We start from the raw sequence: 21,229 nt of genomic DNA on the forward strand, positions 1-21,229 counted from the left end.
CCGCCGCGGGCCGTGTCCCCTCGCACCGCGAGGGGACACGGCCCGTTCTGCTCGGCCAGGTCGTCTCGCCTGTCGTCACCCTCCATAGCCGGGCCTCGGCGCCCGAGGGCAGGGACGCGGCGTGCGGACATCGGGTCAGACCTTGATCTGACGGGTGATGGACGGGTCGGTGATCGCGGTGTCGTCGGCCAGCAGGAACGCCTTGGAGATGATGACCGACAGCATGCCGCCCTCCTCCTCGAACGGCAGGAAGACCGAGTCGGACCCGCCCCGGGGGACGATGCAGAGATAGGCGTCGTTGGGCTCCATCAGGATGTTGCCCGACCCCAGGTGGATCCGGTAGGTGCGCAGGTCACCGCGGACCCGCAGGAAGCGGTCGGTGAGTTCGGCCCGGTCGGCGATGCGCAGGCGGGGGAGCAGCCGGGCCAGGGCGTCGCGACGGATCTCGGCGGTCTCGGTGAGATCGCCGAAGTTGTAGGACTGCCAGTAGTCGCCCTGCCCTTCGGGGTCAAGACCGACGGAGGAGACACCGACGGCGAGGTCGGCGTCACGCATGACCTCCGACAGCACCAGCGACGGCACCTCGGTCAGCGGTGCCGGTCTACGGAACTCCTCCTGCGACGACTCCTCGTCGGTGCGGTAGAACCGGATCGGGCCACTGACGCAGAACGCGGCGGTGCCACCACCGTCGGTCTCCCAGGACTCCCAGGGAAGGTGCATGTCCCAGCGCGCCTGCCAGCCGAGGATGTCCTTGACGGCCTCGCCCTGCTCAGAGCCGCCCGCCGCGTCCCAGTGACCGAGCGAGAGACCGGTCCAGCCACGTTCGGACAGCAGCGCCTTGGCCTGGCCGTACCGCAGCCGGTGCTCGGCGAAGCGGTTGGAGAGCGTCCCGGACCGCTCCTCGGCCGGGGTGAGCAGGTAGACCTCGCGAAATGCCTGCTTGAACGGCTGCCGTGACCCGATCTCCAGGAGGTGGTCGCGCCAGGCGCGGACCTCCTCGACGGTCTCCCTGATGGGATGCCAGAGCTGCATCGGGGTGTCCGCACGAGGCTGGATCCGGCGGCCGAGCGGGTCGGTGAGCTCCCAGCCGTCGCCGGCCCTGACCGGTGTCCCGGCGGGACCCTGCAGGATCTGCCAGATCAGCCGCCTGCCGTGGACGCCGGTGACGGGGTGGTCGAGGAAGAACTCCTCGACCTGACCCCAGCGCCAGACCCGGTCTTCGGCAAGCGCTCGCTCGACGCGGAACCGTTCGGTGGGCAGGGTCCCGCGTATCTCCTTGAGTGTGTTCCTGAACTCGGAGAGCAGCGCGCCGTGGCTCTCCCTGACTGCTTTCGGCACTGATTTGACTGGTCTGCCTGCCGGGTTGAGGAAGGTCAGCAGCGGTGTGCCCGCCTCGTTCAGCGCCAGGCGGATGACGTGCTCGCCCGCCCTCTCCTCGCGTACGCCGTCGAGGCCGAGTCCGAACGTCGGCGCGGTCCGGTCGAGTAACTGCTCGCGGCTGAGCCCGGCATGGACGGCCACCGTGTCCAGCACCTGTGCGACCTTCGCCAGAATCGACTTCCTCCTGACCTTGGCCTGCATCCGGGCCAGCGGAGCCACCACCTCCAGGCCGCCGTTCCGGCCCAGTACCAGCAGGGCGGCGTTGACCAGCATCTCGCAGCGCGAGTTGGGTCCGGACCCGCCGATTCCGGTGCCCGCCGCCAGCGCCACCTCTCCGAGCAGCGGGACCGTCCAGGGCTCGCCGATCAGCTCGCAGTTCCACACCATGCCACGCAGCAGTGTGGCGGTGCGTTCATGGAGGTATGTCGTCGTGGTCCGTACATGATCGCCGTATCGCTGCTGGACCGTCGACTCCCGATAGGCGGGCACCCGACCCAGGATCTCCCGGATGAGCGCGGTGGCGTCCGGCGTGAGCAGGTCGGCGGCCTGCCCGAGCCAGGCGGGCTTGGGACGCGCCGAGGTGGCGGTCATCCAGTGGCGCAGCAGGGGGAACGTCCGCGGGTCACCGAGGCGCGAGCCGTACTCGGTGACCAGCAGGGCGGCGAAGCCGTCGCCGCCGCCGACCAGGCAGGTGGCGGCCGTTACGGGGTTCTCGGCGTGCCCGGCCAGGAAGACGTCCATGTCGCGCTTGAGCCGCGAGCCGGAGTGCCATGGGTGGGCGGTCATGATCTCCTGGATCCGGCGCATCGTGGGAAGATGGCGGCGTTGTTCCTCGTGGGTGAGCTTCCTGGTGACCGCCCACGGGATGAGCAGCGGGGCCTCGTGGGCGTAACCGTGCAGGATCGGCTCGACCGCTGCCCGCCAGAGCAGCTCGATCTCGTCACCGGTCCAGGCGGGTCTCCGCTCGGAGACCCGCAGGGCCAGCAGCGCGGAGCCGGGGCGGTGGTCGCGGGGCATGCTCATCCGCAACTGCGCCCACACTCCCACCGCGCGCCACTGCGCGTCGCTGAGATCGGACCCGAGCGCGGCGGTGACCTTCTCGGTGAACGTCGGTGCGGGCCAGCACTGCTCCGGTACGTAGAACTCGTCGAGCCGGGCGAACACGTCCGCGCGGGTCCGGTCGAGGTCGCCGAGCCAGCCGAGCTGCTCGGCGGAGAGCTCGTCGAGAAGGCCCATGTCAGAAGTCAACGGTCGTCTCCAGCGATAGGGGGCACCGCCATGACTACCAACCGGCTCCGACAATCCCGGCCGCGGTTTCAGGCGGGCAGATGAGCATCGAGCCAGGTACGCTCGCCCGGATGCGCGGCCATACCGGTCGCCAAGGTCAGCAGGCCCGCGGTGGTCTCGGCGAGGGCGGAGACGGCGAACCGGCTTACGGCAAGGACGTCCGCGGCCGACCGGCTGCCGCCACGCGCCGCGTTGAGCGTCCTGGCCGTGGCCTTCGGGCTCGGAACAGCCGTCATGGCGATACCCGGACTGCCGGTGTGGGCGGTCTTCGCGGCCCACACCGGCCTCGGGCTGGTCGCCGCGCTGGTGGCGTACTTGGGCCTGGCGCGCCGGCCGGCACGCGCCTCCGGCCGTCCGTCCATCGCCATCACCTGGCGCAACAACGTCCGGCTGTGGTCGTCGGTGGTCTTCGATCCGCCGAGGGTCAGGACGGTGACATGCTCTGGATGCCGATGACGGCGAGCAGTCTCAGCCTGTCGGCGGCCTCGCTGCCGGGGGCGGCGGTGTAGGCGACGATGCGGAGATCGCTGCCGTGCACGGTGAGCACGTCGCAGTCGAGCGTGAGCGGGCCGAGCTCGGGGTGGTCGACGGTTTTGGTGTCCGACTCGTGGACGCCGACGACGTGCGCGTCCCACAGTTCCGCGAAACGGGGGCTGAGGTTCCGCAGGTCGGTGACGAGCGATCTCAGGTCGGCGTCGGCGGGATAGCGGGCGGTCGCCGATCTGAGGTCGGCGACCGTGGCCGCCTCGAACCGGGCCTCCTGCTCGGCGGTGTGGCTGACGCGACCGGACCCGCCGGAGAAGTGGCGCCAGAGCAGGTTGCGGTCGCGTCCGCGCAGCACGGACGGGTCCCCGAAGAGCGCGGCCCACAGCGGGTTCCAATCGAGCAGGGTCCAGGCTGCGTCGTGGACGCTGACCGGGGTGCCGTCCAGCTGGTCGAGCAGCCGCCGCACCCCCGGCGTGATGTGGGCCGACATCTGCCCGGTGGTGGGCGGCGGCCGGCCGGCCAGCAGGAACAGGTGCTGCCGCTCCGTCGCGGACAGCCGCAGGGCCCGCGCCAGCGCGGTGAGGATCTGCGCGGACGGGGAGGAGGCCCGGCCCTGTTCGAGGCGGGTGATGTAGTCGGCCGACACCCCCGCGAGCATCGCCAGCTCCTCGCGCCTCAGCCCGGCCGCCCGGCGCGGGCCGCCGGCCGGTAGGCCGACCGTGGTCGGGCCGACCCGGTCCCGCCAGTGCCGAAGCGCGGCACCCAGCTCTCCGTTCCCGGTCATTCATCCAGTATGCGATGGTTCTCCGGCCCCTGCCTGGTACCGCCTGTACCAGGCAGGACGGATTCCCGGTGTTTCCTGTCCGGGGCGGCGTCCGTTGCCTGGTACCGCCGTTCCCAGGAAGCGCGAGGTACTACCTGTGCGGTTCCGCGCCGACGACAGTGGTGGGCATGACAACCACACTGATCACCGGAGCGAACAAGGGGCTCGGCTTCGAGACCGCCCGCCGCCTGATCGCGGCGGGACACACCGTCTACCTCGGGGCACGCGACGAACTGCGCGGGAAGGAGGCGGTGGAGAGCCTCAACGCCCGGGGTGGAGCGGGCGAGGCCCGCCCGCTGCTGATCGACGTCACCGACGACGACTCCGTCCAGGCCGCCGCGGCGGTCGTCCGCGAGCAGGTCGGCCACCTCGACGTCCTCGTCAACAACGCGGGTATCGCCGGACCGCGCAAACCGGTCGGCGAGGTCACCGGTTCCGACACCAGGACCGTCTACGAGACCAACGTCTTCGGCGCCGTGCGCGTCACGCACGCGTTCCTGCCGCTGCTCGAAGCCGGTGACGCCCCCGTCGTCGTGAACGTCGGCAGCGGTCTGGGCTCGCTGGCGGTGACCACCGATCCCACCCGCTTCGAGTCGAAGATACCCGCCCTGGTCTACTGCTCCTCCAAGGCCGCGCTCAACATGCTCACCGTGCAGTACGCCAAGGCGTACCCGAAGATCAGGATCAACGTGGTGGACCCCGGCTACACCGCCACCGACCTCAACGGCCACAACGGTGTGCAGACCGTCGAGCAGGGCGCGGAGGTCATCGTGCGCCTGGCCATGGTCGGCGCCGACGGTCCCACCGGTGGCTACTTCGACGCGGCAGGTCCCGTCCCCTGGTGACAGCCGTTCCGCCCCGGTCGGCCCGCCCCGGACAACGCTAGATTCCGACGTGGATGTGCGAGGCCCACAGAGTCGGGCTGGCCGGGTAGTCGTCGCGGAGCCGCCGGATGGCGTGGTGCAGGGCATGGGCCGCTCGCTCGCTGCGCGGTTCGGTCGTACCGCCGTCGGTGAGGTGGGTGTAGACCTCGTCGGCGACGGTGACGGCGACCCTGTCGTTGATGCTCCACAGGGTGCCGATGACGTGCTTGTAGCCGACCAGTTGGAAGGCGGCGGTGATGTGGACGGCCTGGTCGGCCAGACGCTGGCTGGTCTCCGTGGTGCCGCACGCCGACAGGTAGGCCAGGTCGGCACGGGCGAGGTGGAGCCGGGCCAGAGCCGTGACGGTGAGCGGTCTGGTCTCGTGGTCGTACAGCAGCAGCCTGCCGGCGGCGGGGTTGTTCGCGTCGCTGAGCCCGTGGCAGGCCAGATGGACGATGCGATGACGGGGCAGCGCGGCCAGCACGCCGTCGTGGTCGGCGGCCGGTCCGGTGAGAAGGAGAGAGCCGGGGAGTAACTCGGTCAGGCGCTGTGCCTCGGAGCGGGCACCCGGCAGGGCGGAGACGAGGGCACCGGGGGTTTCCGGCATCGCGACGATCAGCGCGCCCTTTCCCCGGCCGGCATCCGGTCCGGGGGAGTCGCGGTGGGCCTGCCGGGCGTAGCGCAGCGCGCGGAGGGTGGTCGTGTAGGAGGAGACGACCCGGTCCATCACCGTCGGCGGCGTGTCGTGGAGATCGTCCTCGCCGGTGTCCGGCGGAGCCGCACCGTGGTGGCCCGCGGCGTGCAGCGGCAGGAACGCCATCTCCCCGACCGGGCACCACCACAGACGCGGCCACCTACCGCCCACCTCGACCGGGCCGGTCAGGCCGAGTTCGGAGAGCACGGGGCCGGTGATCTCGTCCCACAGCCAGGAGAGCACGGCTCGCACCTGCTGCTGGCCCCGTAGCCGTTCGCCTGGTGAGCCGGTGGTGAGGGCGAGCGCGGACTGGAAGCGGTTGACCTGTTCGACCACGTCGCCGATGGTGATGCCGGGCAGCTCCACCAGCTTGACCGGCTGTCCGGCGTCCGAGGTGAGAATCAGCACGTCACATCGGAAGTTGCTCACGTTCACGATCGCCACCGGTCCGTCGGCCGCCTGCCCGCGCAGGTCGTCGATCCGCGGCGGGAGCAGGAACGTCGCCAGGCCGGGAACCTCGCGAATCCGGGTGAGCAGTTCCTCCCACTCGTCGGCCAGCCGCCGGCGCCGGTCGGCGAGGTGCCGGATCGCCCACCGTGCCTGTTCCTCGCGGGTCTCACCGACCGCTTCACCGCCGGGCGAGGTCATGGGAGGAAGGGCCGGGCCGCCGGTGGCGGGGTCGAAGCCGGAAGGGTCCGTGGCGTCCAGTTCGTCGCGGAGCCGTACGAACTCCGCCGCCTGCTCCGGCGCGTGAGCGTGCAGATCGGAGAGATCTCCCCGGGCCCCCATGGTCTCGGCCAGCAGCACCCCGCGAGCCTGTTCGAGCAGTTCCACCGCCCGGTCCGGGCGTCCCGCCCCGATCGCCGCGGACGCCGCCTCCGCGGCGACCCAGGCCGCTCTTCCCAGGCCGTGTTCGCGATCCGCCCGCGACAGCCGGCGCGGCGAGAACTGCGGTAGCAACGCGACGGCGTTCTCCAGTGTGGTGAGCGCCGTCGTGGCGTCCCCCGCCGCCATCGCCAGCACCCCCGTTCCTCTCATCGCGTTGAATCTCGTGCTCACCGATGAGGCCGTCGAGGCGGTGGCCCGGGTGAACAGGGCGCCGGCCTCCCGCCGTGCATCCGGATCTCCGGTCCGCTCGAAGGAGCTCCACAGGGCCCGCCCCAGGGCGAGGGAGATCTCGCCGTGAACGGGATGTTCGGGTGAGGTGGTGGCGAGCGCGTCCCGGTAGGCCCGCACCGCCTCGCCGAGGGTGTTCATGTCTCCGGTCCGCTCGAACATCCTGCCGAGGGCCGCTCCGAGGTTGGCCGAGTACGCCGTGTAGGCGGCGTGTTCGACCGGGGTCGCGGCCAGGGACCGGCGGAACAGCTCCAGCGCCTCGGCTTCGGCGTCCGGATCCTTGGTCCGCTTGGCCAGGTCGAGCAGAGTCATGCCGAGGGTGTTCAGGTACGCGGTGTGGTTGATGTGTTCCGGCGGGGTGACGGCGAGCGCGTCCCGGTTCGCCCGCACCGCCTCCCGAAGGTCTTCCAGATCGCCGGCCCGCTCGAATCTCAGCCGCAACGCGTTGCCGAGCAGCATGGAGCACGGAGCGTAGCGGAGGTTGCCGGAAGGGACGGCGGCGGTCGCGGCCCGGCACACCTCCACCGCCTCGGTCAGTGTGCCGGTGTCCCCGGTCCGGCCGAACAGGATCATCAGGGCACTCCCGAGGTCACGCAGGTAGCCGGCACGGTCGGGGTCGCCGGGCGGGGTGACGGCGAGCGCGTCCCTGTTCGCCTCCACGGCCTCGGTCAGGGCATCCGCGTTCCCGGTCCTGATGAACAGGGCCATCAGGGCGATCCCGAGCTCGCGCAGGCCCCTGCCCCGGTGGGGGGCGTTCCGAGGGGTCGCGGCGATCGCCTCCCGGTACGCCTCCACCGCCTCGGTCACCCTGCCCAGGTCCCCCGTCACCTGGAACGACAGGCGCAGGGCGACCCCGAGCTCGTTCAGGTGCCCGGCGCGGTCGGGGTGTCCGGGGGGAGTGGCGGTGACCGCGGCCCGGCCCGCCTCCACCGCCTCGGTCAGGGTGTCCACGTTCCCGGTCCGCTCGAACAGCGCCTGCAGGGCGGCCCCGAGCCGCGCCAGACGTCTGGCGTGCTCGGGGTGTCCGGGTGGGGTGGCGGCGACCGCGGATCGGTACGCCTGGACCCCCTCGGTCAGCGCGTCCACGTCGCCGGCCAGCCAGAACAGGCTCTGCAGGCAGATCGCGAGGCCCGCCAGAACGTAACCGTGATCCGGGTGGCCGGGCGGGGCGGCGGCCAGGGCCTGGCGGAACAGTGAGATCGCCTCGCGGGTGGGTTCCGGGTCCCCGGTCGCCCCGGACAGGGTCCGCAGGGCGAACCCGAGGTTGGCGCGGCCGGTGACATGGTCCGGGTGGCCGGGAGGGGTGGCGGCCAGGGCGCGCCGCAGCAGGTTCACGGCCTCGACGGCGAGGGCCGGATCCCCGCTTCGCCGGGCGCGCCCGAGCAGGTGCCGGGCCTGCTCGGTCCACTGCTCGGGCCCGTCCTCGCCGAGCTTCGGAACGTCGGCGACCACGCTCGGATTCTGCCGGAAGTAGGTTCGCAACGGTTCGGGAACGCGGTCGGGAGCGACCCGGTGGACCTGCGCCAGCAGGATCACCGCGGTCCGCATGTCGTCGTCGTCCTTGCCCCCGGACAGCGACTGCCAGCGGAACATGTACAGCATGCCGACGGTGTGCGCGACCTCCATGTCGCCGGCCACGTCACCGACGAGCTCCAGCAGCCGTCTCACCTCGTCCAGGGCGTCGGCACCCAGGAGCCGTCCGGGGTCCCCGGTGGTCGGGAGCGCCAGGATCCGCCTGCGGATCGCGGCCAGAAGAAGCTCTCGCACTGGCGTCCTCCCGGTACCGGCACCGTGTGATGACCCTGCCCGCCTCGCCGTTTTCTGATGTTAGATCACGTATGAACCGCACGCCTTACACTCGCCATGGCGCATACCGGGAGTGAGGATCATGGACGGGCTGGCGGAGCGAGTCGGAAACCTGTGCGCCCTGCTGGGTGCGGACGACGACCTGTCCGGGTACGTCGAGCAGGCGGGTGCGGGTGAGACGCTGGCGGCCGTCGTGGACGCCCTCGGCCGTGGCGAGTACGGCGCGGCGCTGGAAAGAGATCTGGACGCGCTGGACGAGGCGATGGCCAGGTTCGGGCTGGGAGCCGTGACGACCTCCGAGCGCGTCTACCGCCCGGTGGCGGGCACCGGTGGCGGCCATCCCGTGGTGCAGGCGTGGGCCTGTCCCCTGCTGAGGCGGTGCGGCCGCGTCGAACCCGTGACGCGGGAGTCCGCACCACCCGTGTGCGCGGCCCTCGGCACCGCGATGGCGCTGGTACGGGTACCGACATGACCGTCTTCCTGGCCGAGTTGGGCAAGAAGCTGGCCGAGAGATGGCTGACCCTCCTCGTCCTCCCCGGTCTGGTCTATCTGACCTGCGCCGTGGTGGCCGCCACCCTGCGGCACGGCCGCGCCCTGGACGTGGCGGCACTTCGCGACACCGCCAACCGGATCGCCGCGCAGCCGGCCTCCGCCAGCCCCGGCGCCGTCCTGCTGGCCGCGGCCGGGATCCTGGCCGCGGCGGCCGCCGCGGCCCTGACCGCCGCCGCACTCGGGCAGGCGGTCGAGCGGGTCTGGACCACCCCCGGACGCAACCCGCTGGCCCGGCGGCTCACCGAGCGCCGCAGGAAGCGCTGGGACGAGGCCGACGCGCGCGTCCGGCGGGAGATCACCGCCGCGGTCCGGGCCGGAGCGGGCTCCGCGCCCCAGGTCTCCGGCGCGCCGGCCCACGAGGTCGGCGACGCGATCGGCGCGCGGAACGCCATCGGCCTGACACGCCCGCAGCGGCCCACCTGGATCGGCGATCGCCTGTACGCGGCCGACCAGCGTGTCCACGCCGCCTACGACCTCGATCTGGACTCCGCCTGGCCACGCCTGTGGCTCATCATGCCCGAGCAGACCCGGGCGGAGCTCACCGTCGCCCGCGACAACCACACCGCCGCCGCCCGCCTCGCGGGCTGGGCGATCCTCTACCTTCCCCTCGGCTGGTGGTGGTGGCCCGCGATCCCGGTCACCGTCGCCATCGCTCTCACCGCCCGGGTCAGGGCCCGCCAGGCCGCCGCGGTCCTCGCCGACCTCGTCGAGGCCACCGTCGACCTGTACGGCCGGGATCTGGCCGTACAGCTCGGGATCTCCCACGACGGCCCCCTGACCCGCCAGACGGGACTGGCCATCACCGGCACCCTCCGCAAAGACCTGGAATCCCTGCCGGCCGTTCCCGCGACATCCGTGGAGCAGCGGGCGGTCCCCGAGGTCAGGGACCGGGATACCTCCTGAGCCAGGCGTCGGTGATCTCGTGATCTCCGGTGGACCAGGCCGCGAAGTCGTCCGCCAGTTCGGTGATGGCGTCGCGGCCCTCCAGACGGGTGAGCCAACCGGCGGGCAGCGCGGCCTCGCCGTGCAGGGCGCCCAGCAGGTTGCCGCAGAGGGCCCCGGTGGAGTCGCTGTCGCCGGAGTGGTTGACCGCGAGCAGTAGCGCCCGTTCGACGTCGCCGGGCGCGGGGTGCGCCAGGGCGCAGTAGACCGCGATGGCGAGCGCCTCCTCGGCGACCCACGCCCCGCCGAGTGACTCGATCCGCTCCGGGCTCGGGTCTCCCTTCGCCGCCAGGGACACGGCGGCGCGCAGCGCCCGGCTGGTCTCCTCGTGCGCGGGGTAGGTCTCCAGCAGGTCCGTCGCCTGCCGTACGGCCCGCGCGAGCGGCTCGCCCTCCGCCACGGGGAGGTCGCTCTGCCCGGCGGGAGTGACCAGGAAGTGCACGACGGCCGCGAAGGCGCCGGCGGCGAGGTAGCCGGTGGGGTGGCCGTGGGTGAGCTGGGCGCACTCGGCGGCCAGGTCGAAGGCGTGCCGGGGGCCCAGGGGGCTTCGGGGACGCAGGGGGCTCTGCGCGCGCAGGCCGAACGGGGCCGAGCGCATCACCGTTCCGCAGCCCTTGGAGTCGGGGTTGACCGGACCCGGCTCACCGAACGGCGCGGGGACGACCGCGCCCCGGTGTCGCAGGCCCGACAGGCAGGCGTTCCCGGGGGCGCGCCGGGAGTAGAGCCACCTCTGCTCGCGGAGCAGGCCGGTGCGGATCGGGTCGCTCCCAGAAGAGCCGGGGGGCGGGGAGGGATGCCGCTGGGTGTCCAGCCAGCGCAGGTAGGCGCGGTGGACCGCGCCGACATCGCCCCCGCGGATCAACCCCTCCACGGTGAACAGCGTCATCTGGGTGTCGTCGGTGATCAGGCCCACCGCGCCGCGCCAGTCGGGAACCAGCCCGGTCACTCCCTCGGGGCCGTGCTGATGACGGATCCGGCCGATCGACTCGAACTCGATGGGAGCTCCCAGCGCGTCGCCGAGCGCGCCGCCCAGCAGGCAACCTCTCACGCGACTGCGATGGTCCGGCAGGTCATGGGCGGGAGGACGCACGTCTGTTCACTCCTCGGTGTCGGGATCGGAGTTTGAGACTGTACGCGGAGTCATAACGGAAAATGACCGATATGGGGTGAGCTGGCCGCGTTTTCGAGAGGCACCCAGAACGTGGAGAACGGCGGCCGGGTGAGAAGCCTCCGAAACATGGCGCGGTGCGACATCCGGGAGATGTCCTCGTCGTTTTCGGGAACCGCGAGCGCTCGGGAAGGCAACAACGGGTGTCCTGACCGAGAGCCGAGAGGCCGGATATGAGCGAGACGAGCCGGACCGGGACGGAGGTCGGCGCGGTCCTTCTCCCCGACGAGGTCCTTTCCCACGACGAGGAGGCCCCCGCCGAGGGGGTGGACGACGCCTCCCTCATCGAGCGGTCCCGGCGGGAGCCCGAGGCGTTCGCCGAGGTCTTCCACCGGCACGCGCCGGAGATCAAGCGCTACGTCACCCGGCGGCTGGGGGTCGACGCGGCGGAGGACGTGGTGGCGGACACCTTCCTGGTGGCGTTCCGCGGGCGGGAGGGTTACGACCCGTCCCAGCCCAGCGCGCGCCCGTGGCTGTACGGCATCGCGACCAACCTGATCAGGCGGCACCGGCGCGTCGAGGTGCGGCAGCTGCGCGTTCTCGAACGGACCGGCGTCGATCCGGTGACCGTCCCGTTCACCGAGCGCAGCGACGAGCGGCTGAGTGCCGGCGCGGTACGACGGAGCCTGGCGGCCGCCCTGGCCGGGCTGCCCGCGGGCCACCGGGACGTGTTGCTGCTGGTGACATGGGGTGGCCTGACCTACCCGGAGGCCGCCCGGTCGCTGGGCATCCCGGTGGGCACGGTCCGCTCGCGTGTCAACCGCGCCCGGAGCAAGGTACGCAGGCGGCTCGGCGGAGTCGATCCCACATCTGTCAGCGAGGAATCCGTCCATGAATGAGATGACCCGGTTGAACCGGCTGCGCTCGGAGGTACCCCGGGCAGGAGTGTCCGAGCTACGTGCCGAGGAGCGGCGGCTGCTATCGGAGATCGCCGCTCTCGGCACGGTGCCGCCCGGCCGTCCCGGTCGCCGGACAGGCCGCCTGCCGGGCCGTCCGGTGAGCCTTCGGGCGAACCTCCGTACGAGCGTCGCGTTGGGAGCCGCGGCCATGGCGGTCACCGGGGTCGCGTTCGTCGGCGCCCGTTCGCTCCCCTCGCCGGAATCGGCGGTCCGGGTGGCGCCCGTGGCGGTGGTGGAGGTTCTCCGGCGTGCCGCCGACACCGCGGGCAGCCAGGAGGAACTGCATCCGAAGCCCGGCCAGTTCCTCGTCTACGAGTCGCAGGCCATGTTCCGGGTCAAGCCGGAGGAGGGCCGCTACCTCGACCGCGTCACGATCAAGCTCTGGCTGCCGGTCGAGGGATCCCCCCTGGATGAGGGGGTCATATCGGTCAGGCACCTGGAGCCGGAGCCGTACCCGGGAGAGCCGCTGCCCGCCGAGGCCAGGCGGCGGGTGGGGAGCGGGGGCGAGCCGTCGAAAATCGAGGGCGTCGACATCCGTCCGGACCACCTGCGCACCGACTACGCCTACCTGAGCCGGTTGCCCACCGACCCCGCGGGGATGCGCGAGCACCTCTACACCGGCCTGTCCGGGAGGCCCCTCGATCACTACGAGGCCTGGGGGCGGGTCGGTTCGATGATCACGCAGGCGTACCTGCCGGCCGCCCAGCGGGCCGCGCTCTTCGCGGCGACCGGCACCATCCCCGGGGTGGAGACCGTCGGCGGGGTCAGGGACGCCGCGGGACGCGCGGGGGTCGCGGCGGCCATGGCCAACCGGGAGGGCGGGGTGCGGCACGAGTACATCTTCGACCCGGCCACCTACCGGTACCTGGGTGAGCGCGTCGTGGTGGTGGACGCGGCCAGGGCCGCCGCCCCGGTGGGCAGCGTGCTGACCTCGACGGCGCTGCTGAAGGTCGAGGTGGCCGACCACGCGCCCAGGGTCGCCCGATAGCCGGGGCCGTGCCGCCCTCTTCCGACGCCTCGCGAGTGACGCCACCGGCGCGGGCGCCCCGTGCGCGCACCGAGGGCACCGAGGGCATCGCCAGGTCGGGGCCCCGAAGGTGAGCGGCCCCGACCACCCGATCGTGGCGCACCCATCGAGCGATACGAATCCACGCTTTCACTGCGAATCGGGGGTATGGCGAAGGCACCGGTCTCTGTCACCATTGCCCTATGCACGCCTTCCGCCTCCTGCGCGCCGCGGTGTTCGCGGTCGTGTGCGTGACGGCGTCGCTGGCCATGCACGTGCTGGCCGGAGGCAGCCCGGTCGGGCCGGGCGTGCTGGTCTGGGCGGTGCCGCCGACCGCGGCGGGCGCCCTCCTGCTCGCCAGGCGGCAGCGTGGCTTCGGCATGCTGCTCGGGGCGAGCTTCGCCGCGCAGTACGGCATGCACCTGTGGTTCACCTCCGGTGAGGTCACACCGGTGACCGGGCACGAGCACGGTGCCGGCGGCCTGTACGCGGGTGTGTTCATGCTGCTGGTGCACGCCGTGATGGCGCTGCTGTCCGCCCACTGGCTGGAGCGGGGGGAGCGCGGTCTGGCCATGCTCCTGTACCTGCTCTTCGCCTCGCTCCTCACCCTGCTGCTGTGGCGCGCGCCCGTCGTCCGCCGCGTCGCTCCGCCCGCCGCGCCCGACGACCGGGTGCCACTCCGTACCCGGCTGCTCGCCGCCGCGGTGTCACGCCGCGGGCCGCCCGCGCTCCCGCTCGCCATCTGACATCGGGCCCGCGCCCGGATGCCGTCGTGTCCGCCGGGCACACGACCCCGGACGCCGTGTGTTCCCGGACCGTGAGCCGTCGCGCCCTTCCCGGACGGCTGCCGGCACGGCCGGTCGGCCCGAACTCCTCCGCGCCCTCCCCGGGTGGTGAGCCGGCTTCCCGTCTCCTGCCCGGGGCGGCGAGCGCGGCTTTCGCAGTGCCCTCCCGGTTTTCCGCCCCGATGCCGTCACGCTCTCGCGACGGCCGTCCCGGCGAACCGAACCCCACACCGCGGTGACGCGTACCTGTCGGTGCGCGCGTTCCCTGCGAACGGAGAACCTCCATGACGTCGAACGTCGAGCTCCAGCCCGAGACCGGGCCGTCCACACCGGCCGCCCCACGCACGCCCTCCACCTGGACGACGCTGCGCTCGCTCCTGCTCCGCCTGCACTTCTACGCCGGCATCCTCGTCGCGCCCTTCCTGCTGGTGGCGGCGACGACCGGCCTGCTGTACGCGGCCTCCTTCCAACTGGAGAAGGTGGTCCACTCCCACGAGCTGACCGTCCCCGTCCCCGAGGGGCAGCGGAAGGTGCCGCTGGCACAACAGATCGACGCCGCCACCGCCGCGCACCCCGAGGGAACGCTCGGAGCCGTGCGGACCTTCGACGAGCCGGGCCAGACGACCCAGGTGCTGCTCGACGTGCCCGGCCTCGCGGAGAGCACCCGCCTGGCGGTCTTCGTCGACCCGTACACCGGTCAGGTCCGGGGCGCCCTGGAGAGCTACGGCAGCTCGGGTGCCCTGCCCGTGCGGACCTGGATCTCCCAGCTCCACCGCCACCTGCACCTGGGCGAGCCGGGACGCCTCTACAGCGAGATGGCCGCCAGTTGGCTCTGGCTGGTCGGACTCGGCGGGCTGGTGCTCTGGCTGACCCGTCGCCGCCGGGCAGGCCGGCGGCTGCGCCGCGTCGTCGCGCCCGAGCGCGGCGCCCGCGGCCTGCGCGGGACCCTCTCCTGGCACGGCTCGGTCGGCCTGTGGGCGCTGATCGGCCTGCTCGCCCTGTCGGCCACCGGTCTGACCTGGTCGAAGTACGCCGGAGCCAATGTCGACGTGCTGCAGACCTCGTTCGGCTGGTCCACCCCGTCGCTGCCCTCCTCGGGCGGCCACGGTGACCACGCCGCCGGGGGACACGGGGGAGGCGGCCCCCGGAGCCTCGACGCCGACCAGGTGGTCCGGGCGGCGGCGGGCAGCGGACTGTCCGGGCCCCTGGAGGTCGTCTGGCCGTCCGAGCCGGGGAGCTCGTACGTGGTCAAGGAGATGGACCGGCTCTGGCCGCAGCGCAACGACCAGGTGGCGGTCGATCCCGCCACCGGCCAGGTGACCGCGGAACTGCGCTTCGACGACTTCCCCGTGGCGGCCAAGCTGACCAGGTGGGGCATCGACGGGCACATGGGCGTGCTGTTCGGCCTGGCCAACCAGATTCTGCTGGCCGTGCTGGCGGTGGCGCTGATCTCGGTCATCGTGTGGGGCTACCGCATGTGGTGGCTGCGCCGCCCGACCCGGGGTTTCGCCGCCCCCTACCGGCGCGGCGGCCTGCGGAGGCTGCCCCTGGTCGTGGCCCTTCCCCTGATGGCGGCGGCGATCGCGGTGGGCGTGTTCCTCCCGCTGCTGGGCGTCTCGCTGCTGGCCTTCCTGGTGATCGACGTCGTCCTCGCCAGGATCGCGGGGACGCGCGCGGGAAGGTCGGGCACCGACGGGTCCGGCACCGACGAGTCCGGTGCCGCCAGGTCCGGAGCCGGGGTCTCCGGCTGAGCGACGGGGGTGCGGGCACGCCCGCACCCCCGTCCGGGTCAGTCCGGGTGGTGCTGGTGCTGCAGGTAGGCGGCGGTCTCCGGGTTGGCCGGGAAGTACGCCTCGATGGCCAACTCGGCGACGGTGATGTCCAGCGGGGTGCCGAAGGTGGCCATGGTGCTGAAGAAGGCCAGCTCCCGGTAGCCGCGGCGGAGCCTGAGCGGGATCACGATGTGACCGGGCCCCGGCCGGTCTATCTCCGGCTCGGGCTGGTCGCAGGGGTAGTCGTCGAGTTCCCGCCAGAGCGCGGCCAGCTCGGGGTCGGCGGTGAGGCTCATCTGACGGCGGAGCCGGTGCAGGAGGTGGGCCCGCCACTCGCCCAGGTTGATGATCCGCTGCGCCATGCCCTTGGGGTGCAGGCTCAGCCGGAGCACGTTGACCGGGGGTTCCAGCAGTTCCGGCGCGACCCCGCGGAGCAGCAACCCGGTGGCGGGGTTGCGGTCGATGAGGTTCCAGCGCTGGTCGACGACCACCGCCGGGTACGGCTCGTGCCCGCTGAGCACCTGCCCCAGCGCCTCGCGCACGGACGCCATGTGCGGGGAGTTGAGCGGTGTCTCCGAGTAGAGCGGTGCGAAACCGCCGGAGAGCAGCAGGTGGTTGCGCTCGCGGAGGGGGAGGTCCAGCTCCTCGGCGAGGTGCAGGATCATCTGCCTGCTCGGTTTGGACCTGCCGGTCTCCACGAAGCTCAGGTGCCGGGTGGAGATGTCCGCCTGGATCGCCAGGTCCATCTGGCTCATTCGCCGGCGCTCCCGCCACTGGCGCAGAAGCTCACCTACCGGCCGGGACGCGCTGGTGGTGGTCATGCGGCCCACGATAACCGGTGATGATCAGCGAAACCATTACTGAAGATGTAATGCTCGCCATGATGTGGAGGAGGCGGCCAGGTGTCCCTTTCAGATGAAGTTGGCGGAAGGGACACGTGTTGAACTGCGACACGACTCTTAGGCTTGGACGACTTCGCGTGGAGCCGTTCAGGTCTTCCTGTCGGCGAGAATGCCCCAAGGCCGGTGGTTCGTGGCCAGGCCAAAGCACCGTCGAGGACGCAATGGGGGCAGACCAAGTACGGGAGAAAGGGACAGTCGTGCCTCTGACCTCGGCACAGTAGGCGGCGGGGGCATGACCTTTCTCCTCGATTCCGCGTGCTCTGGAGGGCCGGTCGGCGAGGATGTCCGCGAAGACATAGCGCCTGGTTAGAGCGGGAGACGAGGAGCTTGCGGAAGGCGCAGCGTCGCCGACGTGACAGCTGACAGCATGCTTATCGTCGCAGAACATGCCTCCGTCGAGCTCCGCAGTGACCGCGAACAACCAGAGGCTGCTGCAGCCCGCACCCATGAAGCCGTTGGATCCACCTTGGTTGGGTGGGGCTGCGGGCGCGTGTCAGCCCAGTGCTTTGCGCAGCAGCGCCGTCAACTGATCCTGTTCGTCGGGTGAGAGTCGTCCGACCGCCGTGCGGGCGAAGGTGAAGGCTGTTGCGAACCGGTGGTTGATCTCGTCTCCTCGGGAAGTTCGCGCGACGAGTCGTGCGCGGCGGTCCCGGGGATTCGGTTCGCGGGTCACGAGGCCGAGCGCCTCGAGACGCGCGACGATCTGGGTGATGTTGGAGGCATCGCAGCCGAGCTCCTCGGCCAAGGCGCCCATACCGCGTCGCTCATCGAGTCGCCCGAGCACACATGCCTGCGCCGAGCTGAGCGACAGCTCGGCCGCGGCCGCCTCGTAGGCGCGGTCATATACGTCGACCAGGTCGAACAGGACGGCCTCGGCCTCGGACGAGGTGGCTACGGGTCCGTTCGGCAGCGCCATGGCTCCCAGTTTAGAGCAGTTACTTGATTCCCTCAAATAGCTGTGGTCCAATAATCCTTGATTCACTCAAGTAAACGAGGAGAGCCGATGGACAGCAGAGCCGAGAGCACAGCGGATGGCGCGATCGTGGTGCCGCAGATGGACGCGATCGTCCTTGACCGGTTCGGCGGAGTCGACGAACTCTCGCCGCGCCGGATACCGCTCCCGGAGATCGGCGACGACGACGTCCTCGTCTGGGTGGAGTTCGCAGGCGTCGCGTCCTGGGACGCGGTCGAGCGAGAGGGGGACTATGACGACGCTTTCGGCGTCGCGTCGGCCTTCCCCTATGTCCTCGGCTGGGACGCGGCGGGTACGGTGGCTGCGGTCGGACGCAACGTCACCCGGTTCGACGTGGGCGAGCGTGTCTACGCTGCGACGATGCCGGTGCGGCGTGGCGGCTTCTACGCCGCGTACGGCGTCGTTGAGGCGGAGTTCGTGGCGCGCGTGCCCGACCGGATGCCGACCGAACAGGCTGGCGCGATGGCTTGGGATGCCCTGACTGCACTGAGCGGCCTCGATCTGCTCGGCCTGCGGCCGAACGAGACGCTCATGGTCTTCGGGGCCAGCGGGGGTGTCGGCCACATGGCCGTGCAGCTGGCGCGGCACAGCGGCATCCGAGTGTTGGCCGTGGCCTCTGGTGGCGACGGTGTCGCCCTGGCCCGGCGGCTGGGCGCCGACGACGCCATCGACGGACGCAAAGTGGATGTGCTGGCCGCGGCGCTCGAGTTCGCACCAGGCGGGCTCGATGCGGCGCTGGTCACCGTGGGAGGCGAGACCGCCGAACGATCTCTTCGCGCGATCAAGAGCTCGGGACGGATCGCCTGGCCGAACGGTGTCCTGCCCGTGCCCGTAACGCCGCCGGGCGCGACGGTGTCCTACTACGACGGCGATCGTAGCCGCACCGCCACCGATCGGCTGAACGCGATCATCGAGGCGAGCTCCTTCGAGGTCCACGTCGCCCGGACCTTCCCGATGGAGCGAGTCAAGGATGCGCATCGCGCCCTGAACGATCACTACGTCGGGAAGCTGGCCCTCAAGGTCGGATAGGAAGCAACAAGCGGCCCGAGGCTCCGGCTGTCAACGGCATCAACGCCGCTCCCCTCTGTGTCAGGCTCAAGTGGGACACATAGTGAGGAAGTTCTCAGCATGGCATGAGTAGGGCGAGACATGGTGTAGCAGACTGTGACGTAGATGACGGGCAGCCGATGCCGATCCCCGGGGTGGCGTTTGCGGATGTGACGTTCGTGGGTGCGGCCCAGCTGGGTCAGCGCGGTGGTCTTGCCGGTGCCGGACGCGCCGGAGATGATGACGCCGCGGCGAGCCGATACCTGCCTGCGGTTGAGCTGGACCAGCAGCCGGCTGGTGTTGATGACCTGGCGGATCGTCGGGGTGTTCACCAGCGGCAGGTCGCCGTGGTAGTCGCGGCGGCCCTCATCGTAGGCGGCGCGCTCACGACGCGACAGCGCCAACAGCTCGTCAGCCGCGAGCAGCACCGGCGCGGGGGTGCCTCTATGTCTTTCGTCAAGGCACCCATGTTGGGTTTGGGGTGATTTGGGGGCATGTCGCGCTCGGTGGTGAAGTGTTCAGTGGCGGGGCAGCGCCTCGGCCACGGTGGTCTGGGATGGGTCGACGGTGGTTCGTCCGTCCTCGATGTCCCACAGCGTGTTCTGCAGCAGCCGGGCGAGGGTCCAGCCGGCCGCGTGCTGGCGGTCCAGTCCGAGCGCCTCGGTCAGCAGGTCGAAGCGGCGCCGCACCACCCGGGGAGCGTCCCCGGTGGCGTGGAGCTTCTCCCACCCGGTGTCCAGTGCCGGCCACAGGTCGAAGCCCGGGTCGCCGACGAGGGGTTCGGGGTCGATGGCCAGCCACGGCTCGCGCTCGGCGGCGAGCACGTTGTCGTAGTGCAGGTCCCAGTGCAGCATCCGGTCGCCGGGCTCGCCGACCAGTTCGGTGACTGCCGACGCCCAGCCGTGCAGCCGCCGCTGGTCCTCGGGGTCCGGCAGGGCGGCGACCGCCGCAGGCACGGACGCCAGCATGTCACGCGCGACGTCACCGAGGCAGCGCAGGCCCTCAGGCGCCGGGACGGAGTGCAGCCGGGCCATAAGTTGGGCCAAGGTGCTCATGGCCACATCGTCGTCCTCGACGGAAGCCAGGGTGCGTGAGCCGTCCAGGCGTTCCAGCAGCACGGCGCTGCTCTCCGGGTCGTGGTCGAGCAGCCGCACGATGCCATCGCCGTTCCACGCCCGCAGCCCGATCAGCGCGGCGGTCGTCTCCTCGCGGGGCATCTGGAGTTTGAGCACGGCGCGGGTGTCGTCCGTGCGGCGCACCGGCACCACCAGTGAGGCCTCGCCGGACCCGATGCCGCCGTCGTGCTCCAGTTCCCAACGGTCGAGCAGCTCTGCCACCAGCGCGGGCAGCCGGGCGATCCAGGTCCGTTCCTCTTCACCACCGTTCCTCGTGTACGACGCGACCAGGGCGTCAGGGACTTCGATAACCTGCGGCGAACTCATGGGGGTTGTCCTTCGGGGGAGTGGGCTTCCCACCGCGACCACAGGTAAGGCCGGGGGTCGTGCGGCGGCTGCTTCGGGGATGCGGGGTTCGTAGAAGGTGCCGTCTCGGAGCATGGCAAACAGGACGCTGATGCGTTGGCGGGCGAGGCGGAGGAGGGCTTGGGGGTGGGTCTTTCCGCGGCCTCGCTGGCGGTCGTAGTAGGTGCGGGAGGCGGGGTCGGCGTTCATGCAGGCGAAGGCGGAGAGGAACATGGCGCGTTTGAGCTGCCGGTTTCCGCCCCGTGGGGCGTGTTCGCCATGGATCGAGGTGCCCGACGACTTCGTGGCCGGGGCCAGGCCGGCGTAAGAGGCGAGGTGGGCGGCGGTGGGGAAGCCGGTGCCGTCGCCGACGGTGACCAGCAGGACGGCGGCGGTCCTGACGCCGACGCCGGGCATCGACGTCAGGACCGGGGAAAGAGGGTGCGCCTCCAGCAGGGTGTTGATCTGGGCTTCCAGAGCCCGGCGCTGGGTGTGGACGGCGGCGAGCGAGGCGGCCAGGGAGGGCACGACGATGTCGAGGGTGCCGGTGCCGGGCACGACTACGGTCTGTTCGTCGAGCGCGTCGAAGATGTCGTCGATCAGCCGCTGGGCCATGCGGGGCGCCTTGGGCCGGATGAGGTCGACGAGTCTGCGGCGGCCGGCCTTGCGCAGGGCGGTCGGGGAACCGTAGCGCTCCAGGAGCCAGGTGACGGCCTGGTGGTCGAGGCGAGGGCCGAGGACGCGTTCGAGGCTGGGGTGGAACTGGGTGAGCAGGCCGCGTATCCGGTTGGAGGTGCGGGTGGCCTCGGCGGCGAGGTCCTGCTCGAAGCCGACGAGCACGGTCAGCTCGGCCGTGATCTCGTCGGTCAGTTCCAGCGAGCGCAGGGTGTGCGGCATCGTCCGGGCTGCGTCCGCGATCACCGCGGCGTCCTTCGCGTCGGTCTTCGCCTCGCCCGGATACAGGTCGGCGATCCGGCGCATGGCCAGGCCGGGCAGGTAGGCGACCTTGCAGCCCGCGTCCCGGGCAACGGTCAGGGGGAGAGCACCGATCGAGGCGGGCTGGTCCACGATCACCAGCACGGTGCCGAACTTCGCGAGCAGCCTGTCGAACACCGCCCGCAGTTTCGGCTCGCTGTTGGCATGGCCTTGTCGAAGACCTTCTTGCCAGCCGGGGTGAGCCCGTGCCCGTGGTGGGCGCTCTTGCCGACGTCCATGCCGAGGAAGACGCTTACAGTGCTGGTGTCGAACATCGCACCCTTCCAGAGGAG

General features: G+C 71.4%; 17 protein-coding genes and 1 pseudogene. 8 read left to right on the plus strand and 10 right to left on the minus strand.

All coding sequences use genetic code 11. The features are described from left to right. Window positions 1-135 precede the first annotated feature (135 nt). The 3 genes from ACFQVD_RS42040 to ACFQVD_RS42050 all read right to left on the minus strand — a co-directional run bounded on the left by ACFQVD_RS42040 (window position 136) and on the right by ACFQVD_RS42050 (window position 3,937). On the minus strand, window positions 136-2,628 hold the full coding sequence (locus ACFQVD_RS42040) for a DUF4132 domain-containing protein (RefSeq protein ID WP_343974312.1): 2,493 nt from the start codon (window positions 2,626-2,628) through the stop codon (window positions 136-138). 68 nt (window positions 2,629-2,696) lie between these two features. Further along, complete coding sequence (locus ACFQVD_RS42045; protein ID WP_343974309.1) at window positions 2,697-3,029, minus strand: hypothetical protein; 333 nt, start codon at window positions 3,027-3,029, stop codon at window positions 2,697-2,699. A gap of 62 nt (window positions 3,030-3,091) precedes the next feature. Then, window positions 3,092-3,937, minus strand: a complete 846-nt coding sequence (locus ACFQVD_RS42050; protein ID WP_343974306.1) for a helix-turn-helix transcriptional regulator — start codon at window positions 3,935-3,937, stop codon at window positions 3,092-3,094. Between the two features lie 167 nt (window positions 3,938-4,104). Between ACFQVD_RS42050 and ACFQVD_RS42055 the strand changes: the two genes are divergently transcribed. Beyond that, window positions 4,105-4,821, plus strand: a complete 717-nt coding sequence (locus ACFQVD_RS42055; RefSeq protein WP_343974303.1) for an SDR family oxidoreductase — start codon at window positions 4,105-4,107, stop codon at window positions 4,819-4,821. Window positions 4,822-4,858: 37 nt separating this feature from the next. Here ACFQVD_RS42055 and ACFQVD_RS42060 read toward each other — a convergent pair whose 3' ends face one another. Beyond that, window positions 4,859-8,416: a CHAT domain-containing protein gene (locus tag ACFQVD_RS42060; RefSeq protein ID WP_343974300.1), complete on the minus strand. Its 3,558-nt coding sequence runs from the start codon at window positions 8,414-8,416 to the stop codon at window positions 4,859-4,861. Window positions 8,417-8,537: 121 nt separating this feature from the next. On the opposite strand from ACFQVD_RS42060, the gene ACFQVD_RS42065 reads away from it, so the two are divergent. Together ACFQVD_RS42065 and ACFQVD_RS42070 are read left to right on the plus strand one after the other, a co-directional pair. Then, window positions 8,538-8,927 (plus strand): hypothetical protein, encoded by a 390-nt coding sequence (locus tag ACFQVD_RS42065; RefSeq protein WP_343974296.1) that lies wholly within the window; start codon window positions 8,538-8,540, stop codon window positions 8,925-8,927. Then, the gene (locus tag ACFQVD_RS42070) at window positions 8,924-9,910 is read left to right on the plus strand and encodes a hypothetical protein (RefSeq protein ID WP_364148793.1); all 987 of its coding nucleotides are present in this window, start codon (window positions 8,924-8,926) and stop codon (window positions 9,908-9,910) included. Before ACFQVD_RS42065 ends, ACFQVD_RS42070 begins: the two co-directional genes overlap by 4 nt. Here the strand turns inward: ACFQVD_RS42070 and ACFQVD_RS42075 are convergent. Continuing rightward, window positions 9,888-10,997 (minus strand): ADP-ribosylglycohydrolase family protein, encoded by a 1,110-nt coding sequence (locus tag ACFQVD_RS42075; protein ID WP_343975018.1) that lies wholly within the window; start codon window positions 10,995-10,997, stop codon window positions 9,888-9,890. The genes ACFQVD_RS42070 and ACFQVD_RS42075 overlap by 23 nt on opposite strands. 293 nt (window positions 10,998-11,290) lie before the next feature. Here ACFQVD_RS42075 and ACFQVD_RS42080 point away from each other — a divergent pair, with 293 nt between their 5' ends. The 4 genes from ACFQVD_RS42080 (at window position 11,291) to ACFQVD_RS42095 (ending at window position 15,558) form a co-directional block, all read left to right on the plus strand. Then, complete coding sequence (locus ACFQVD_RS42080; RefSeq protein ID WP_343975021.1) at window positions 11,291-11,956, plus strand: RNA polymerase sigma factor; 666 nt, start codon at window positions 11,291-11,293, stop codon at window positions 11,954-11,956. Further along, window positions 11,949-13,004, plus strand: coding sequence for a CU044_5270 family protein (locus ACFQVD_RS42085; protein WP_343975024.1), 1,056 nt, complete (start codon window positions 11,949-11,951; stop codon window positions 13,002-13,004). The genes ACFQVD_RS42080 and ACFQVD_RS42085 overlap by 8 nt, the downstream gene beginning before the upstream one ends. A 221-nt stretch (window positions 13,005-13,225) precedes the next feature. Continuing rightward, a complete protein-coding gene (locus ACFQVD_RS42090) occupies window positions 13,226-13,768 on the plus strand; it encodes a hypothetical protein (RefSeq protein WP_343975027.1) in 543 nt (180 codons plus the stop codon). Window positions 13,769-14,091: 323 nt separating this feature from the next. Further along, a complete protein-coding gene (locus tag ACFQVD_RS42095; protein WP_343975030.1) occupies window positions 14,092-15,558 on the plus strand; it encodes a PepSY-associated TM helix domain-containing protein in 1,467 nt (488 codons plus the stop codon). A 38-nt stretch (window positions 15,559-15,596) separates the two neighbouring features. Here ACFQVD_RS42095 and ACFQVD_RS42100 read toward each other — a convergent pair whose 3' ends face one another. Together ACFQVD_RS42100 and ACFQVD_RS42105 are read right to left on the minus strand one after the other, a co-directional pair. Continuing rightward, window positions 15,597-16,400, minus strand: a complete 804-nt coding sequence (locus ACFQVD_RS42100) for a helix-turn-helix domain-containing protein (protein ID WP_343975033.1) — start codon at window positions 16,398-16,400, stop codon at window positions 15,597-15,599. Window positions 16,401-16,974: 574 nt separating this feature from the next. After that, the gene (locus ACFQVD_RS42105; RefSeq protein ID WP_343975036.1) at window positions 16,975-17,397 is read right to left on the minus strand and encodes a MarR family winged helix-turn-helix transcriptional regulator; all 423 of its coding nucleotides are present in this window, start codon (window positions 17,395-17,397) and stop codon (window positions 16,975-16,977) included. A gap of 87 nt (window positions 17,398-17,484) precedes the next feature. Between ACFQVD_RS42105 and ACFQVD_RS42110 the strand changes: the two genes are divergently transcribed. Beyond that, complete coding sequence (locus ACFQVD_RS42110; RefSeq protein WP_343975039.1) at window positions 17,485-18,483, plus strand: quinone oxidoreductase family protein; 999 nt, start codon at window positions 17,485-17,487, stop codon at window positions 18,481-18,483. On the opposite strand, the gene ACFQVD_RS42115 is transcribed toward ACFQVD_RS42110, so the two are convergent. The 3 genes and pseudogenes from ACFQVD_RS42115 to ACFQVD_RS42125 form a co-directional block, all read right to left on the minus strand. Then, on the minus strand, window positions 18,450-18,929 hold the full coding sequence (locus ACFQVD_RS42115; RefSeq protein ID WP_343975042.1) for a hypothetical protein: 480 nt from the start codon (window positions 18,927-18,929) through the stop codon (window positions 18,450-18,452). The two genes, ACFQVD_RS42110 and ACFQVD_RS42115, sit on opposite strands and share 34 nt — an antisense overlap. Before the next feature lie 90 nt (window positions 18,930-19,019). Continuing rightward, window positions 19,020-19,943 carry an aminoglycoside phosphotransferase family protein gene (locus tag ACFQVD_RS42120; RefSeq protein WP_343975208.1) on the minus strand — a complete coding sequence of 308 codons (924 nt, stop codon included), beginning with the start codon at window positions 19,941-19,943 and terminating at the stop codon, window positions 19,020-19,022. A gap of 69 nt (window positions 19,944-20,012) precedes the next feature. Next, window positions 20,013-21,211 (minus strand): annotated as a pseudogene (locus ACFQVD_RS42125) (IS110 family transposase); the annotation flags it as partial. Between the last annotated feature and the right edge of the window lie 18 nt (window positions 21,212-21,229).

This window comes from Streptosporangium amethystogenes subsp. fukuiense, from assembly GCF_042665875.1.
GTDB lineage: Bacteria > Actinomycetota > Actinomycetes > Streptosporangiales > Streptosporangiaceae > Streptosporangium > Streptosporangium fukuiense.

Coding starts and splice junctions, on each gene's coding strand:
- ACFQVD_RS42045 (WP_343974309.1), bottom strand. CDS start 3,029: ATGGACGGACGGCCGGAGGCGCGTGCCGGCCGGCGCGCCAGGCCCAAG.
- ACFQVD_RS42050 (WP_343974306.1), bottom strand. CDS start 3,937: ATGACCGGGAACGGAGAGCTGGGTGCCGCGCTTCGGCACTGGCGGGAC.
- ACFQVD_RS42055 (WP_343974303.1), top strand. CDS start 4,105: ATGACAACCACACTGATCACCGGAGCGAACAAGGGGCTCGGCTTCGAG.
- ACFQVD_RS42065 (WP_343974296.1), top strand. CDS start 8,538: ATGGACGGGCTGGCGGAGCGAGTCGGAAACCTGTGCGCCCTGCTGGGT.
- ACFQVD_RS42070 (WP_364148793.1), top strand. CDS start 8,924: ATGACCGTCTTCCTGGCCGAGTTGGGCAAGAAGCTGGCCGAGAGATGG.
- ACFQVD_RS42080 (WP_343975021.1), top strand. CDS start 11,291: ATGAGCGAGACGAGCCGGACCGGGACGGAGGTCGGCGCGGTCCTTCTC.
- ACFQVD_RS42085 (WP_343975024.1), top strand. CDS start 11,949: ATGAATGAGATGACCCGGTTGAACCGGCTGCGCTCGGAGGTACCCCGG.
- ACFQVD_RS42090 (WP_343975027.1), top strand. CDS start 13,226: ATGCACGCCTTCCGCCTCCTGCGCGCCGCGGTGTTCGCGGTCGTGTGC.
- ACFQVD_RS42095 (WP_343975030.1), top strand. CDS start 14,092: ATGACGTCGAACGTCGAGCTCCAGCCCGAGACCGGGCCGTCCACACCG.
- ACFQVD_RS42100 (WP_343975033.1), bottom strand. CDS start 16,400: ATGACCACCACCAGCGCGTCCCGGCCGGTAGGTGAGCTTCTGCGCCAG.
- ACFQVD_RS42105 (WP_343975036.1), bottom strand. CDS start 17,397: ATGGCGCTGCCGAACGGACCCGTAGCCACCTCGTCCGAGGCCGAGGCC.
- ACFQVD_RS42110 (WP_343975039.1), top strand. CDS start 17,485: ATGGACAGCAGAGCCGAGAGCACAGCGGATGGCGCGATCGTGGTGCCG.
- ACFQVD_RS42120 (WP_343975208.1), bottom strand. CDS start 19,943: ATGAGTTCGCCGCAGGTTATCGAAGTCCCTGACGCCCTGGTCGCGTCG.